The sequence below is a fragment of the Rhodococcus sp. T9N genome (assembly GCF_024436645.1).
GTDB lineage: Bacteria > Actinomycetota > Actinomycetes > Mycobacteriales > Mycobacteriaceae > Rhodococcus_F > Rhodococcus_F qingshengii.
On the sequence record NZ_JAMSKS010000002.1, the window covers coordinates 508,469 to 524,809 of the forward strand.

The following is a 16,341-nucleotide window of genomic DNA, read 5'->3' on the forward strand; positions in this document are numbered from 1 at the left end:
ATGTAAGGACCGACGCACCTCATGGCCAAAGTAATTGCGACCATAAACCTCAAGGGTGGCGTCGGAAAGTCCACAATGACCGCCGCACTCGCCGAGTTCATGGCGGGCATGTTCGGAAAGAGTGTTCTCCTGATCGACCTGGACCCCCAGACCAATCTCACAACGATGATGATCGGGACCGAACACTGGCACGAGCTCAACAACTCCGGTCGCACGCTGAAAGCACTGTTCGAACAGGCCCTCGATTCGCAAGCGCCAAAGTTCGACATCGACGACGCGATTCAACGAAACGTGTCACCGCTGGCGAAATTGGCCGGTATCGACCTCCTGGCGTCGTCACTGGACATGATCGAGATCTCCGAAGAAGTCGCAGCGTGGCAATATGACGAGCCGGATTCGCTGCAACCGCTTCTAGTTCTCAAAGAAGCTGTCGACACGGTGAGAGACCACTACGACTACATACTCATCGATTGTCCGCCTAATATGGGGATCATCACGCGCAACGGACTGATGTTGGCCGACGCGTACGTAATTCCGACGATTCCCGATGTGCTGTCCACGTACGGTATTCCGCAGATTCAGAAGCGTGTGCGGATGTTCTCCGAAAAAACTGGACATCACGTCCAAGCCCTCGGACTGATCATCACTAAGTATCGCGCGAACACCAACTTGCACCGAAACACCATCCAGCGGTTGCAGAACGCGGTCCTCGACTACGACGCATTGCCTGCTGCAGAACGCAAGCTCATCGAACGCCCACCCAATGTCATCCCCTATTGGATACCCGAAGCAACGGACATCGCAGCGGCAGCAGAGTTCTTCGACTTCGGCACCTTGAAAAACCGATACGGCGGAGGCAAGAAGGTTGACGATCTGAGAGACCTCACATCCCACGTAATGACGAATGTGGAGATCTACACGTGACACCAATCAACGACGAACTCGTCGCCGCCCAGACGGCGTTCGAATTGTCGATCAGCAAACTGGCAGCTCAGGATCCGAACGCCGCGATCATTGTGCTGACAATGGGTAAACTCGTCGCAGAACATATTGCCGTTGGGGATGCCCGCCCTAGCGCCTCGCGGACCATTCGAACGGAAACCAAAGCCCGAAGAGTCAGCACACCAAGGGCACCAGCAGTCCTTGATCCCTTCGCAGCTTTTCGCAGCGACGGGGAAGATGGACTGCGCAAGGAACTGGGTGGTCTGGATCTCGAACAACTCCGAGACATCCTGCACCAATACGGGTTGGATCCCGACAAGCGCTCGATGAAGTGGAAGACGGCCGGCAAGGTCAGGGAACGCATTGTCGAGCGCGTCCGTGCTACGAGCACGCGCGACAACGCATTCCGCTGATCCAGTCCTCAGATCGACTCCAGGGCCTCGCTGAACAATCCGCGATCTTCATGACCGTCCTCTGGCGTTCCGAAAAGCAAGGCTCGGTCAAGATACCGGTTTCCCAACTCGCATGAGGTTTCCGGCAACAGAACGCAAGCGTGGCACGCAGCCAGATTCATCGCATCGGCGCCCGCACCCTGAGATTCGATGCAGACGGGATCGGCTGAACACCAGGACATTCGAGCCAAACCCTCTGCGAGAGCTGGGCCCAGCCGTTCGGTTTCTGCCTGCGATGCCACTCCACCGAGGCTGCCTGCGGAATCGGAACTTGCGGTGTAGATCAACACACCAGCCATGCCCGTATCGTCAACATAGAGCCGCTCTCGCAGTGACGCCGCCGGATACCCTGCTTCAAGCGACAATTGGTCGATCACCACATGCGCAAACGTATGAAGTGCAACACGAATCAGACCCGTCACAGCTCGTTCGTCGGGTCGCTGCAACGCGGGACCGGCAACCTTCTTGAACAAGCTCCACCGTTCGACCGGAAAACTCTCTTGTGCCCAGTCTTCCAGGGCATCTCGATGAAAAGCAATAAAGATGCCCTCGCCGATCACCTCGATCGCGGGCAGCCAGTGCGTCTTGTCCGGCGACAATGCGCACAGATTCTCTTCGTTGTCATCAAGCCTGGTAAAGCCATAGAGCGCGCGTACTTCCCGCAACCGAGTCACCTTGCGAACGTCGGAAATCAAGTGCTCGAAGTCGACGGGCACATCTCTTTCCAGGCACACAAAATCATCGTCGAGGCTCTCTTGTTCGCGGCCTTCGACAAGAGCGGCATATTCCTGACGACGGAGCCCCTCCTCGGTAAGCAGGTCGTCGAGCGCTTCGCCTCTGCGTCGATCCAGCTCGGCCTCGAGCTGCTCTACTGAAAATCGGCGAGAGTGCCCCGCCAGACTACGCAAAAGCGCGGGCGTTACCGCCTCAGGATCGCGGAGCGAAACCCAATGGCGGTCGACAAACTTGGCAAGTGCTTGAGAATACGGTGGGATCGAAATTGCCGATCTGACGGCAGGCAACCAGACGTTGGACGCACCACGCTGAACAGCCCGAGGTGTCTCTTCGCAGTGCTGGGACTCGTCGGGCCCCAGCCATGGGCGACGACCGGCACACTTACCGAACTCGGCCAGTGCCATCGGACCAGCTGAACCGTCGAGGGTCCTGGGTTGCACACCACAGGTACAGGTCAATTCCAGGTCGGCGAGCGACGAAGTCCGGCCCTGGGCGCGCAGGTGCATCGTGTGCTCCGATCCGCCATCTTGGCCCTGATGAAGCCATCGGAAGTAGGGGAATTCGTCGATATGCCCACGTGTGCAGGCAATAACCAGACGGAACGGGCTCAGTTCCGTTCGCTTCTCACACGAGCAGCGAGCAACTTCTCGGTCGTTGGACAACTTTCCAATGGAATCGATTCGCCTGCACGACGGGCAGACCTGTGTGATGGGAAATCGAATCACCGGTATATCGCGCTTGCGCTTCGATCCTGCTGGGGGAGCTTTCAGCTCGGACACTCCGAGACTTCGCGCAAGACGCGGTTCACTGATGAGGTCCGCATCACGCGCCTTCCACTCATGAATGCCGGCAATCATGTAACTCGTTGTCTCCGAGGGGAACAGACTCCCGACGCCGTACGTACTCAGCAGCTGAGTACGGCGAGCTTTCGCGACTGTCATGACTGGCTCCTCATTCGGATCGTGTACAGGGCGCTCTCCGCGTCGACATCGCGCAAACTCATCAAAGTGGGCCAGGGCGTCTCGGTTTGGGTGTATTCGATGTTGTCATCAGTGAGTGCAGACGAGGGCTCGACCAGAAGCGCGTCCATCGAATTCTTGCGATCCTGGTACTTCATGGAATCGCGGGACTTCGCCTCCTCGATCCATACCTTGAGCATTTCGTTCAACTGCTCCACGGTGTCTTCGCTCTCGTCGCTCGATGTCGCTTCCACCCGTCGTTCGATGATGGAGATCAAGTCTCGAAGCTCTTCCTCATGCGCAGGCGCAGCATGCGCGCCCCCTTCGCCCGACATCGGACCGATCATCATCCGCGCGAGGGATACAAAGACCCCGTGCAGCCCTCGATCTCGCGCACGCGCAGCGAATGGAGTAGCGCTCGTAGCTTCTACGGCACGGTAGAGAGCCTGGTGAAACGGAACAAAATTCTCGAAATGCGACCGATCTCGCGAACGAGCGGAGTTGAAGATCGTGACAACCAACCCGGGATACTTCCTACCCACGCGACTTGTAGCTTGGATGTACTCGGAGCTCGACTGAGGTTGTCCCATGACAGTCATCAACCCGAGCCGATCGATGTCCAACCCGACCGAGATCATGTTCGTGGCCAGAACGATGTCATCGGCGGTCCCCGAATCGTATTTCCGCTCCAGACTCTTGAGCCGCCTAGGGATTTCCGCTGACGAAACGCGACTGGTCAACTCATTCGCAGACTCCAGCCGGCGCGCCTCAGTGCCGCCACGCCTGGATACGACGTCCAGTCGCTCACGAACGTCTCCTTCGACCTGCAGCATGGCACTGCCGAGTACTCGCAAACTGTTGAAGTACCCCAAGAGTGTCCAGTAGGGATCCCGAGTGGAGTCCTCGGACTCGATGTCCTGGGCTGCCTGCAGCAACGCACCATACGTCCTCACGAGGAGAGTCGCGTGGCTCGTGCCCGGACTCATCACACCTACGTACATTCGAGTTCCTGCAGTGTCGCGCGGCGCCGGCTCAGCAAAGAACGACTGATCGGGATCAATTCCTGGGGGTGGGAATTGGCGCGACTCCCGGTCGAAGACCATCTTGATCTGCTCATCAGACCGGCGGATGGTGGCCGTCGACGCGATGATCTTAGGTCTTGATCCGGGCGCTCCATCCTTCCCAGGAACCGAACACGCGACATCCACTGCCGTCTCGTACAGACCGACCATCGACCCCAAAGGTCCGGATATCAGATGGAGCTCGTCTTGGATGATCAGATCAGGCGGGCTACCCACACCGTCTCGCGCGAAGAGCTTTCCGACATCGGAACGCCAGGCCATCATGGCGAATTTGTCTACCGTGCCGAGAATCAGCTCGGGTCGGTATTCGTAAATGTCCTCATCCACAACATAAACCGGTAGTCCCGCCGCAAAGTCGCATGCATTGTTGCGACAAGCGATGACGAGCTTCGACTCAGGACTGGCAACAACCGAATATTTCGTGTGATCGAGAGTCTTTCCACACCAAGGGCACTGCGTCAGCTGGACCGGATTCGCCTCGGTGATCTCGGTTTCCGATCGCAGAGACCGCAACGATTTCTTTGCCTCGAGGAGCGTATTCGGTGTTCCCCCCCGACCTACCCACAAGCCGATCGAGAACGGTCTCGCGCCCAAGCTGCCGTCTGTAATTCGGATTCGTTCGAGAGCACACATCAACATCGTCGCGCGTTCGAACTGTTGAATTGTCAGCAGCCGCAAGGTGTACCGCATGATTACAGCTACGCCAATGGCGGTGTCATCGCGAATTCTCCTCAGGAGAACGATGAACGCAACCAGTCCCAGGTACGCTTCGGTTTTTCCGCCACCGGTAGGGAACCACAGCAAATCCGCGACGCCGCGCTGCGGGTGCTCTCGGTCGGAGATGCTAGGGAGGTTGAGCAGGATGAACGCGATCTGAAACGGATACCAACCTTGATCAATTCCGTCGCCGACAGGACCGGTGGCACCGGCACGAACCCAGACCTGTCGGGCACGCTGGGTTTGCATTGCAGAATTTGCCAGGCGAAATGCCCGGAGAACCTCAGAATCGTTGTCGAGCAGCTCGATTCCCGATTCTATGCGATTCGCGGCCTCGCGCGCATTCTCGAAGTGAACGTCTGCGGTGCCCTCGAGCGATTCAGGAATGTTCGTCTTGCCGGCCTTCACCGACCCTTCCAGCTCGCTGATCCACTCCCGATATGCGGTGACAAGCTTGCCCAACGTGGCGACCAGAGTCGCCTTGTCTGCTTCCGCGAGAAAAGACATTCTCAGATCGACGTCGGGTCCGACCTTCCCAGGCCGGGCGCGGGAAACCTCGTGCGTAGGCAACAGCGTCGTGGCGATGCGATCGGTGGTCGCCTCGACTCCACTCCAGGTGACGGCGCATCCGTGCCCGATGCCGAAGTTGCGTGCATTGCGGTACATCAATTCCGCCGAGAGCAAGTCACCCTCGCCACCGAGCCTGTTCGGCGCACTACGGTCGACGATCGCAGGCACTTCGGTTGTCACGACAAGTTCGACCTGGAACCAGGCACTCGCGTCTTTGAGTTCACCTTTGTTCACCGAAAGCTTGTTCCGGAGAACAGCGGAGACCGTCACCTTACCGTCGCGCGGTGTCCGAGTCAGAATGTACAGCTCCAAGCCTGGTGCAACATGCAGCTTCACTGCACCCTTCGTGGCCAGTGAATGGCGCACTCGTTCTGGCGTACATGCCTCTCTGGTCCAGGCGGTAGGCCGACTCCGTCCTCTGCGGCGTTTGCCACCCTGGTCTTGGTCGTCGAGCGTCTCGGAAGGTCTGTATCGTGCTGCCGACACATCGAAAGACACCTCGGATACCAGACCAACATCGACTGTGAACGTCAAACCCATCGACGAGGGGTAGCGCATCAAGGATTGCGCAACAGGTGAATCACTTTCACCTTCAATGGAATCCGCTTCGGCACTGTCGGGTTCCGGCTCCTCCTGCAGGGGCTCATCCGTCGGCCACAGCACGCCCACCACGTAGCGATCCAACGGTGGTTCTGCGAGCACCTCCGACGCGCCCTCTCCCGGACCGAGAAGATCGAGTTTGAGCTCCTCGACCATCTCCGCACGGAACCCGTACATCGCATCCAGCTCGGTCATGACGGTTGTCAATTCTTTCCATCCCATCTCGTGTTCCAGTCTGGTTGGACAAGGCCGGCGAGCCGGGGTACCAGCCAGATGCCGGAATCACCGACTCCCAATTCGTCGCTGACTTCGGGTGAACCTGCGACAGATTCAATCGACATCGTCGTTGCACCATTCAGAATCGTTGGCCAACGGGCATTTCCAATCATGAAGATTCGCCTGATATCTCGCCCGAACTGCTCGGATGTACGCGCAAATGCGACACCATCGGAATCCTTGACCAGATAGATTGGCGCATCGCGGTGGGTCCACTCCAGGTCCAAAATCAGTGTCACAGTTTGGCCGACGAGAGTACCGGCGGCAAGCAGACTCTGAACAGCAGGAGCGTTTTCACTACATTCGAAGGGCTCGTCAGTATCGATGTCGTTGACACGAAATTCAACGGCTCGAACGCGCTTCCGGCCCTTGAATTGCACTTTTTCCGTCCAACGCCCCGTCGCTGCTGCATCTCTCTCCATCCACGCCCTTGTGGGCTTGGGGCAACAACGGACGATTTCGTCACGAGCGCGGCTCAACGCGACATAGTTTCGCCGAGCGATGGCGAAGTCGTCGTTATCACGTTCGTAGTCTGTATCGAACAGGAAGACCCTCTCGAATTCGAGGCCCTTCGCACGATGGACAGTGGACACCACAACGTCCTCCGTGGCATCTGCCAACAATGCCGTCGGGATGCCGTATCCACCGATGACGCGCCTGATCCTCGAGAGATCGAGATCGTTCGGAAACTGCGTCCGACCTTCGGATTCCTTGAGCAGATTCCATGCATCGATCGGGTCAATCACCGACGTATTCTGCAGTGCAGCAATAACATCCTCACGGCGGTTCATGTTTCGCGGAAGCTGCTGAGCAAGCTCTGCAACCCATGCCCGAGCGCCGTGCTCTTGTGCAGTACGCCGCAGTGTATGACGGATGTTCAGGGCGGTGAGCTGTTGGGACACGCGCAAAGCGTCACCGTTGGTCTTCGTCAGGATCGCGGTGCTTCGTCCAGCGCGGTAAACATCAGTGAGCCACGCCGAGGAATCGACGCTTTCCAACCGGGAAATGAAGGCATCAACCTCTTCACGTGCTCGCGCACCGCTGTCCATCTCACGGAGGCGAGACCCTAGCTCTACGACAGCAAGAGGGTCTTTCCCCCGCGCACGGAAATTACGTTGCAGACCCGTCGATTCAACATTCGCGAGACCGCGCAGCTCGCTGATCACGTCCAAACGCTGGGTTTGTTCTTCCGGAGAAAGCTGGAAATCGTAGAGCGCCTGATTCGGATCGCCAAGCGCAGTGAATCCGACTTCGTCCCCAAGTCGATCGATCAGCGCCAGCACGAGCTTCGCACGCTGCCCGACGAGGTCCTGCACCTCGTCGAGAACGACATGCTGAATGTCTTCCAACATCGGCAAATCAGCGTCTTCATCAGCCAAAAGCCCAACAGCACGTTCGATTCTTGCGTCGAAGTTGCCTTTTGGATCCTCACCCGCGTCGATGATCACCCGGTTGGCAAACGAGTCGAAAGTACGAATCTCGGCCTGCGCCAATACCCGTGTTTCCAATCGACTACGAACAGCGGATACTGCTGCTCTGGAAAAACTCAGAACGAGCACTTCTGTCGACAGCGATAAGTCGCACTCCCTTGCCAAGTGATCGAGTCTGGCAGCAACAACTTCGGTCTTTCCCTGCCCCGCGCCGGCAACTACCACAAGACGGTCTTCAGTGGCCGCCTCAGCTACTCGGCGTTGAAGTTCATCAAGACCGGTAACCGTTGAACCAGAATCGATCTCGAGCGATTGCGAGGGGCTTTCGCTCGCATCGATCGAGAAAGCGGGCGCCACAACCGACGCGGCCGCCGCAGCGCGACGGCGGTCACGAAAACGGGTAAGGATGTCGACGGGGTTCGCCCGCGCCCTGAGCCGGTCGCGAAACTTCGGTGTGTCCGAAATCGTGACAACGATTGAATCTGCTGCGACGTCTATCGGCTCCGTGCCGGTTGCGGCAGGAAGCTCCAGACGAGCGATCAGTTCCGCGAGTCGTTTTTCCACCAGGCTGCCCCAGCGGCCCCTGGTCACGTCTGAAATTTCAGCCTGTGTTTGCTCGGCGAGGTCGGGCCAGGGCGCCAGTATCGTGGTCACCGCGTCCTTCAGTCGCTGAATTTCACTCTGGTCCTGTTCCGCTGAGGATTCTCGAACCAGAAGTGCAGGGCTCATCGTGAGCGTCCACGCCACGTCGCTTCCCCATTGCCGATGGAGAGCCCTGGCAACTGCCGGACGGACGTCGTCGAATACACGGCTACGAACATGCGCGCCGACCGGGAGATCGTTCCGTTCGAGGACACTCGTACGGAACTGGAGCGACTCACCACCGTCTGCGGTCAGCCCGGTCGATCCAAGTTCGATGAACATCGGTTCAGCAGGATCGATGGTCAGAGCAATCCCACGCACATCAGTACTCGACGCCGTTTCGTCATCCCCAAGGTCGCCTTCAGCACCCTTTGCGATGATCCGCACCAGTCGCGCCGAGCGGAATGCGATACGGGTGTCAATTCCGTGCTCAGGAACGACCAGACGCCACGCTGCGATGACGGTATCGACCGTCCGAGCAGACAGCGAAATCGCAGTCTCGAGCTCATCAAGCACGTCGTACAATTCGGCGCTCTCTTGAACACGGCGCTGGAAGCGCCTCCACGTGTTCCACGTTCGGCGGTACTCACCGAACAACTCACTCAGGTCGAGGCCGTATTCGCGATAATAGAAGGGGGCGTGTGTATGAACTTCGCTCAAATCAACGACCAGCCCTTCCGCCGACCAGTCGCCCAAGTCGGAATCGTCGATGAGCTCATCCAACGGCCACGGCAACGGTGGGGGAATCTCCGTGGCAACGGTGTTTCCGCGCACAACCTGAATTCCTACCGCCGTAGCAGTAACAAATGCGGCGAGTTCACCGAAGGAATCCGTCAACGGGGCTGTGAACGCATTCGAACCAACGCTGTTCACCAGGTTGCGTCGGCCCCGTTCATCAGCAGCCCGGGCTTGGACGAGAATCGCACTGAGCGACGCCACCGCGTCTTCTTGTACTCGAGAACTCACCCGGCACTCCTCTCCACCGCCAACCGAATAGCACGATAAGAGACTATCCGTCCGGTTTAGGCGTTCGCTGGTAGCCTCGCAATTCGCCAGGAAGACGAATGACTTACTGAATGACCTCGAGCGAGACTTCACGAAAAATCGCGCGCACGCGGTCGTCCAACTGTTCGTCGCTCAATATCGAGAAGTCGATGAACGCCATCAACCGACGCAGTCTGGGCACAGCGTCACGGAGAACCTTTCTCTGTCCTCCACCTTCGATCAAGATGCGAGCGATCGAACGAGCAAGAGGAGTTACTCCTGCTATCGACCTGCGTTCGGTAATCTGGTTGAGGTCACTCTCCGAGAGTTTGCGCAGGAGCGAGTAGTCCGCGACGCCGTCGACCACTGTCGCGAATGTCATTGCCTGCCACCACAAGCGAGCAAACATATGACGTGTAAGGTCAGTTGCGATCCAACGTTCAATGTTCTCTCCTGGGAATCGCCATCGGGTGATGTCAGGCATCGCCACGATTGCGAGGAAGTTCCACACTCCTCGGTGAGCTGCCTCCACTGACGTGATCTGCATAGTCCGATGAATCTCTTCTGCAGCAACGCGATCAAAGCGAATCAGGTCCGCGTTCCCTACCTCGCCCGGATATCCGCAATCATGCGCAATCGCTCGAATCGAGTCTGCCAACTCTTGTACACCAGACTCGCCGATTCGCTTCCCTCCACTCGCTGCATACGTCATCTGCGAGTGCGTAGGACGCGCCGCCCGCGCCATTTGTGAAGGATCTCCATTGAGCTTTTGCAATTCAACTACTCCCGACGCAAGACTCAATCGGGGCCACAGCTCGGTCATGAGAGCAACCTTCCAAATCCAATCGAACGTGCACCCGCCACAATCGAACTGTGCAAATCCATTGAGGAGCCCAGGATTGATTCGGCGGTCCACGCAGTGGGGTCGACAAGCACCCTGAGAGCAAGAGAACGAGCAGTGGCGCCGAATGATTCGCTATCACAACCTTCGAGCTCATCCCAACGCGCCAGTGACCATCGGACGATTTCGTCCACCAGGCCTTCTTCCATCTCTTGAATGAGTACCAATTGCTCGTCCGTATGGTTCCTCTCCCTCTGGACTGCCTTGACCAGCTTCTTGTCAAGCGGATTTATCAGGAGCAACAATGCCCCCATCGCAGGCTCGTCCGGACTCAGTGGCATTCGAAGATGCCAGCTGGCTCCCTCGTCGATGCCGAATGCGTCGAAATCGACAACCTCGGTAGGAAACATCGCTTCGGAGCCGGTGAGACGAAGTGCTTGCTCGTCGTTCCAGAGGATTGAGCCCGCGTGGCGCGCTTCTCCCACGAGCGGACTCAACCGATCCCTTTCGAGAACCAATTTCCTGGTCAAAGCGATAGTTGCACCCGCATATTGCGGATCGACTTCAATCTCGACATCGAGCCGCCCGTCCGCGAGGGGTACGCGCTTCGCCGGTCCGACTAGGTAGGTGTCCAATGCTCGCCACCCGAAGTAGAACGCCAATGGCGAACCATCATCAAGCCTCGTATGCGCGCGGATCATCAACAGATCCGCATTTATGGTGCAGCGCAAGCGGAGTCCTGATCGATAGTCCCAATTCTCGACAGCCTCGCCCAGTGGCTCCCACTCACCTTCAACCATCCGTGACCAGATCGACGGCTCAATAGTCCCGGAACTCGGCACCAAATACGGACGAACGTCTCTGACGGCCATCAGCTTTCATCCTCTACAACAAAAGTTAGCCGCACGACCGCGTCCCGAGGTGGACGGACAGAAACTACCCATTTCCGGGGGTCTGCACGTCCAACAGAAATCTGACTTCCTACCCGATGCTCGCCCGTTTCAAGACATACCCAGCCCACGACCTCCGCCGGTTCCAGAAGTCCCCGTAACTCAATGCCACCATCGATCACAACGATAGGCTCCGCAACCACCAATTTTGTTGTGGGCCAAGCAGGTAACTCGACCGTAGCAACCACGAGTGCGTCGCCGCCATGCACGATCAGTTGCGGGCCCTCCACGATCCTTGGCTTGACAGCCGAACGACTGCCGGATCGACCTGACCGACGGCTCCCGTTTCGACTTGGTTGCCCTGCTCCATCGCCGGATGCACCTGCCACAAGTCCTGACAGGCGACCCGCGAGCGGAGCCAACGCAGCTTCGTGATGCAAATCAGCATCGACATCTCGAACCGAGGGCTTGAGCTTGCTCTTCACGTAAGTGGCTCCGAGACGAACTACACCCAATGCTGTGCCATGTAGCCCACTCGTCACCCAATCGTCGTGAGTGGGGGGCTCAGCATCCGAGAAATACCGATCGGCATCGATGCCGGCTTTGAAGACTGCGCCATACTGAATCGCTTCATCCGGATGAGGGTCTCCAGATACATAATTCACGACCAGATCGGCTTGGCGCATTCGCGCGCAATGATGTGCGGCACCACTGAATGGGGCTGCCAGAGACAGCAGATAATTCTGCTTGATGGGTGCCATCGACTCGACCTTCGCGAAACGACCGATCTCCTGAGGCTTAGCCCTTCGAGCCGGCACATCGTATTCACCGTTCAGCGATAGCTTTCGATACGCATCGACGAACGGCTTCAATTCGATTATTGCAGCTGGATCAGGTATCTGGACAGAGAACCCTTCGAACTTCACTGAACACCGCAAGCGGTTTTCCACCCCGTCAATCATTTTCGGCCACAGATTCCACAACATGGTCGAAGCGATGAACTCGGCAGCCGACTCCGGTGTGCGTTCCTGCTCTACGTCGCCATTTCGAACGGCTCCCAGGTCAATATCGATGATCGCTACAGTCGTACCGGTTTGCCCCTCAGCGAACCTCGGCAAGCCAAGGGCAGTTGCCATCTCTTCGGCATCGTCATCTACCAGTGCCTGCGCGATTTCACCTTCCAGCACGCCTAGCCAATGGCGTCCGGTGTAGCGAACGCCCTTGTCTTGGAAACCATCTCCCATGGCGGCACCGATCAATCGACGCTGCGGCTTACCGCGAAAGATGCAACGACTGTCAGCGACGATCACGTGACACCGACTGACGTTGTACAGAATTCCTTTGCCGAATCCGTAGGAGCCCCCACCCAGGTCGACTCCCTTCCTCTCACCTACATTTCTGATGAACTTGACGAAGTCCGCTCGCTCCCCTTCGAGTGGAGGTTCATCTGCTCGTAGAGGACCACCAAGGCCAGTCGTGCCACGATCGGAAATCGTCAAGATGGTCGGCTGTCGGTCCAGCGCTTCAGCCAGGCCGAGGGACGCCCCTACCGGCCCTGGGAGAAGGAACTCCCGCCACCGTTCGAGCCTATTGCCTGTCAGTTGACGAATCTGCACATTGAAGTCAACCTCCCGGCCCGGAAGCGCTGCATCGCAGCTATTTTGAGCCGCTTCGCGAATGAGCACGGTGAGCGGATCCAGCTTGGGCTTCCCGAGTTGTCGACGGATACCTTCCGAAGCGGTAGATCCCTCAGCGGCGACCCGTTGTGACCACCACTGCGATCGCTCCGCAGCCTTTGATTTTCTCAATTGGACCCCGCACCTACCAGCTCATCGAGTTCTTCCTGATCAGATTCGATCTCAGCATCGGTCAAATCGACACTGACGTACGTCTGGGCAACCGGACTTGTGTCGTCAGCAGCACCAGGGAAGACGAGAGCCACGCCGATGACGTCTTCAACCGCGTTCAGCGGCTTCCTTGAATCCTTGTTCTGCTCCAGCGGTTCTGACACCGGATCGATCGGATACAAGAGAAGTAAGCCCTTCCGGTGCACGGTTGCATCTTTGTCTCGCGCATCCATCAATGCGCCTTCACTGAGCTTCCTCGCGACAGTCTTGGGTATGAAGTCAACCGCACGATGATCCTTCGACATCAGAGTCTTGATATCAGCCCGCTCGAGACCGTCATCCTTGAGCTGAGATCGAACGATCCGACCGAAGTCGAACCCACCCAGCCTGACAAATCCCTTCTCCTTCCCTGGCTCTGCAGCCAAAATTGCCAGGTTCCATTTGTCGAGCCTATTTTTCCGTCTTTGCTTCACGACATACTTGGCGATCAACTCGGCGTCGAGATCGGGCGAATCCTTATGCACGTGGTAATCACTCAAGAAGGTCAGCACATCGTCCGCATCGACATCGCGAAAAAGTACGGAGCCGGAGTCCAGGATGTCGCCTTGAATTCCCTTGGTACGAACTCGCGATACGAGACCGTCTGCAGCATCCTTGTTGTGTAACAGCCATTCCGAGTCCTGCGTGCGGAAGTAACGCGTCTGAACCCTCCTGCCGCCGTACGACGCATACGCGGGAATAGCGGCGCCCATCTTCGCTGTAATCCGGAGTGTGGGATGAGTCCTGATTCGAACGCCGAACTCCGTCGGTGTCAGATTCTCGGACTCGTACCTCTCGATGTCCAGTCGAATCTCACGCTCCACCGTCGCCAAATGACGGAACCACTGCCGCAGTTCCTCGGTCATCCAGATCCTGGGCAAGTCTTCGTAGCCTGGCCTGAATCCGAACCACCGTGCCATCTGCAGCAACGTGTCGTAGGCACCGGCTGCGCGGACGAAGTAACTGACGGTCAGCCCCTCCAACGTCAGACCGCGACTGAGAGTGTTCCCCCCGACCGCGATAGCGATTTGACCGTCAGTGGAGTAGTCGAGGCGGTCATCGCTTCGGAAATTGTCGATGACGATGCGACAGACCGACAAGACATCTTCGACCTTCGCCGACACCGCATCGAAATCGATTGATTTCAAATTGAATTCGGAGGAGTGCACCTTCCCTGTCTCGGATTCCCATAGCGCTCGCAAGCGATCCTTGGTCGATGCATCACCGGCAGTCCACCTTTTTGAAAGCCTCTCCACGTATGCATTCAATGGCCCCTTGAACTGGCGATGAATGTCCGTCTTCACCGAGGTGTGGATCAACATGGTCGAATGCCCGGCGTCACCGCGTGCGCGTCGCGCAGCCGTCGAGAGCACAAACCAATCGAGCGCATTCTCGAGGGTGGGCGGAATCGAAGGAATGAAGGACGCCGTCGCGGTCTTCCCCAGCGGACGAACGTCGTCTACGTCTTCGTCGGGAATGATCCGCACCATGTTGGAGCCGTCGAGGTCTTTCCCGTTCGCCTCGTCGCCCTCGACCGCATCTCGACCGAAGATTTTTTCAGTGCCGAAGTATCCCTTTGGTTCCGGGAGATTCAGAATGAAGTCCTTCGGGTACAAGTCGCCCCCGGCAGGATCGATCAGAATGTTTGCAAATGGCGTTGCTGTGTAGCCAATATAGGTGCTTTTCGGCAGCTTCTCGATGATGCCCCGAATCAGGGGGTTTATGGTTCGAGTCTCCACACTTGCCTGATCTGCCTCGTCGTCGATGATAAGAGTCGGCACATCGGTGAGAGCTCGCTGTTTTACTGCCGGCTGTAACCACTTGTCCAAACGTTTCAGGACCGCGGCATTCTTCTTCACGACGGCAAGGATCACACCACTGTCGTCGACATGCAGTAGAGCCGTCGACTGCATGGCAGGCGCTCGAAAATCGTCATCCGCATTCGTCAGCTGCTTCCACTTGGTAGGCGTGAGCATATGAAGCTGCTCATCGAGACGCTCCTGCGTCTGTTTCCGTAGCCCGTTGTGAATTCCCGACAGCACAATGACGAATTTGTAACCGACATCCGCAGCCTTTGCGATCACAGCAGTGAAGTTGGTGGTCTTACCAGATTGCACATAGCCCACTACCAACCCCTTCGCATCCCACGATGATTCGTTAGGACGCGGCGTGTAGGCAATGACCTTATTGGACGAGCCGTCCAAGGACTGGATCCGATCATCTGGCCACGACAGGTCGCCTCGGATGTAACGCTCGAGAGCAGGCCAATAAGTATCGGCGCTGGCGTTCGGCCCCGCATACCAGGGCTCACGCGGCCCGTGGATGATCGGCGGGCCGGCGGTGATCACACCGGAGAGGTGTCTGCGATACTCCGCTTCGAATTCATCGAGTTCCTCCGCGGTGAGCCTGCCTTTGAAACGCTTGAGAGCTGATTCCAACGACGTCTTCCTTGCCCAACCCGCAAATACCTCGTAGAAATCGTCCATCAACTCCATACCTCCGTGTCGCCTCGCGACTGAACGGTAGCGCAGAAATCGAAAAGGTTGCGTTAGAAACGATCCGTTCGGTCTTTCGCAGGCGAGCGACTTCGACCGGGGTTAGCTGTGGAGAGCCGAAACTTGCCGAAAACCTATTGCATAACCGACGCAGCACCGCGTCTACCAAGAAGGATTCGGCGTTGTCGAACCCTTCCTAGAATCCAAGTGATGGCTGGAAATAGTTAAGATCTGAGCTGGTTGGCACGTCGGGGACGAGGCAACCAGCTCAGTGCGAGCGGGCTCAGCCGCCGTAGACCTCGGGGTCCAGGGTGCCGATGTACGGCAGATCGCGGTACCGCTCGGCGTAGTCGAGGCCGTAACCGACGACGAACTCGTTGGGGATGTCGAAGCCCACGTCGCGGACGTCGACGTCGATCTTGACCGCATCCGGCTTACGGAGCAGGGTGACGACCTCGAGCGAAGCGGGATTACGTGTCTTGAGGTTGCGCATCAGCCACGACAGCGTGAGACCGGAGTCGATGATGTCTTCGACGATCAGCACGTGGCGACCGGCAATGTCCTTGTCGAGGTCCTTGAGGATGCGGACGACACCCGAAGACGAGGTCGAGGATCCGTAGGAGCTCACGGCCATGAATTCCATCTGCGACGGGATCGGCAGGGCGCGGGCGAAGTCGGTCATGAAGAAGACCGCTCCCTTGAGGACGCCGATCAGCAGGAGATCCCCTTCGGGGGCGCCTGTCGGGTAACGCTTGGCGATGTCCTCAGCCAGTTCCGCCGTTCGTGCACGGATCTGTTCTTCGGAGATCAGTACCGATGCGATGTCGCCCTCGTACACGC

Annotated in this window: 10 protein-coding genes; 2 read left to right on the plus strand and 8 right to left on the minus strand. The window is 57.8% G+C overall.

What is annotated here, in order from left to right; translation table 11 throughout:
• The first annotated feature begins 21 nt into the window (after nucleotides 1-21).
• Both M1L53_RS06090 and M1L53_RS06095 read left to right on the plus strand, forming a co-directional pair.
• Nucleotides 22-924, plus strand: coding sequence for a ParA family protein (locus M1L53_RS06090; protein ID WP_042922676.1), 903 nt, complete (start codon nucleotides 22-24; stop codon nucleotides 922-924).
• Entirely contained in the window at nucleotides 921-1,355 is a 435-nt protein-coding gene (locus tag M1L53_RS06095; RefSeq protein WP_232319044.1) for a hypothetical protein, read from the plus strand. The genes M1L53_RS06090 and M1L53_RS06095 overlap by 4 nt, the downstream gene beginning before the upstream one ends.
• A gap of 8 nt (nucleotides 1,356-1,363) precedes the next feature.
• Here M1L53_RS06095 and drmB read toward each other — a convergent pair whose 3' ends face one another.
• The 8 genes from drmB to hpt all read right to left on the minus strand — a co-directional run bounded on the left by drmB (nucleotide 1,364) and on the right by hpt (nucleotide 16,339).
• Nucleotides 1,364-3,070, minus strand: a complete 1,707-nt coding sequence (drmB, locus tag M1L53_RS06100) for a DUF1998 domain-containing protein (protein WP_054187892.1) — start codon at nucleotides 3,068-3,070, stop codon at nucleotides 1,364-1,366.
• Entirely contained in the window at nucleotides 3,067-6,252 is a 3,186-nt protein-coding gene (locus tag M1L53_RS06105) for a helicase-related protein (protein WP_261949208.1), read from the minus strand. Before M1L53_RS06105 ends, drmB begins: the two co-directional genes overlap by 4 nt.
• Nucleotides 6,253-6,260: 8 nt before the next feature.
• Nucleotides 6,261-9,128 carry a UvrD-helicase domain-containing protein gene (locus M1L53_RS06110; protein ID WP_157092626.1) on the minus strand — a complete coding sequence of 956 codons (2,868 nt, stop codon included), beginning with the start codon at nucleotides 9,126-9,128 and terminating at the stop codon, nucleotides 6,261-6,263.
• Between the two features lie 346 nt (nucleotides 9,129-9,474).
• Nucleotides 9,475-10,212: a DUF6339 family protein gene (locus M1L53_RS06115; RefSeq protein ID WP_042922682.1), complete on the minus strand. Its 738-nt coding sequence runs from the start codon at nucleotides 10,210-10,212 to the stop codon at nucleotides 9,475-9,477.
• Nucleotides 10,209-11,102 (minus strand): hypothetical protein, encoded by an 894-nt coding sequence (locus M1L53_RS06120; protein WP_157092625.1) that lies wholly within the window; start codon nucleotides 11,100-11,102, stop codon nucleotides 10,209-10,211. The genes M1L53_RS06115 and M1L53_RS06120 overlap by 4 nt, the downstream gene beginning before the upstream one ends.
• Nucleotides 11,102-12,805: a hypothetical protein gene (locus M1L53_RS06125; RefSeq protein WP_054187889.1), complete on the minus strand. Its 1,704-nt coding sequence runs from the start codon at nucleotides 12,803-12,805 to the stop codon at nucleotides 11,102-11,104. The genes M1L53_RS06120 and M1L53_RS06125 overlap by 1 nt, the downstream gene beginning before the upstream one ends.
• A gap of 119 nt (nucleotides 12,806-12,924) precedes the next feature.
• Nucleotides 12,925-15,354 carry a Z1 domain-containing protein gene (locus M1L53_RS06130; RefSeq protein ID WP_198165743.1) on the minus strand — a complete coding sequence of 810 codons (2,430 nt, stop codon included), beginning with the start codon at nucleotides 15,352-15,354 and terminating at the stop codon, nucleotides 12,925-12,927.
• Nucleotides 15,355-15,784: 430 nt separating this feature from the next.
• The gene (gene hpt, locus M1L53_RS06135; RefSeq protein WP_020906068.1) at nucleotides 15,785-16,339 is read right to left on the minus strand and encodes a hypoxanthine phosphoribosyltransferase; all 555 of its coding nucleotides are present in this window, start codon (nucleotides 16,337-16,339) and stop codon (nucleotides 15,785-15,787) included.
• Between the last annotated feature and the right edge of the window lie 2 nt (nucleotides 16,340-16,341).

Bases quoted from the DNA above. Each gene is read 5' to 3' on its own strand.
- M1L53_RS06090 (WP_042922676.1), top strand. From the start codon at position 22: ATGGCCAAAGTAATTGCGACCATAAACCTCAAGGGTGGCGTCGGAAAG.
- drmB (WP_054187892.1), bottom strand. From the start codon at position 3,070: ATGACAGTCGCGAAAGCTCGCCGTACTCAGCTGCTGAGTACGTACGGC.
- M1L53_RS06105 (WP_261949208.1), bottom strand. From the start codon at position 6,252: ATGACCGAGCTGGATGCGATGTACGGGTTCCGTGCGGAGATGGTCGAG.
- M1L53_RS06115 (WP_042922682.1), bottom strand. From the start codon at position 10,212: ATGACCGAGCTGTGGCCCCGATTGAGTCTTGCGTCGGGAGTAGTTGAA.
- M1L53_RS06120 (WP_157092625.1), bottom strand. From the start codon at position 11,102: ATGGCCGTCAGAGACGTTCGTCCGTATTTGGTGCCGAGTTCCGGGACT.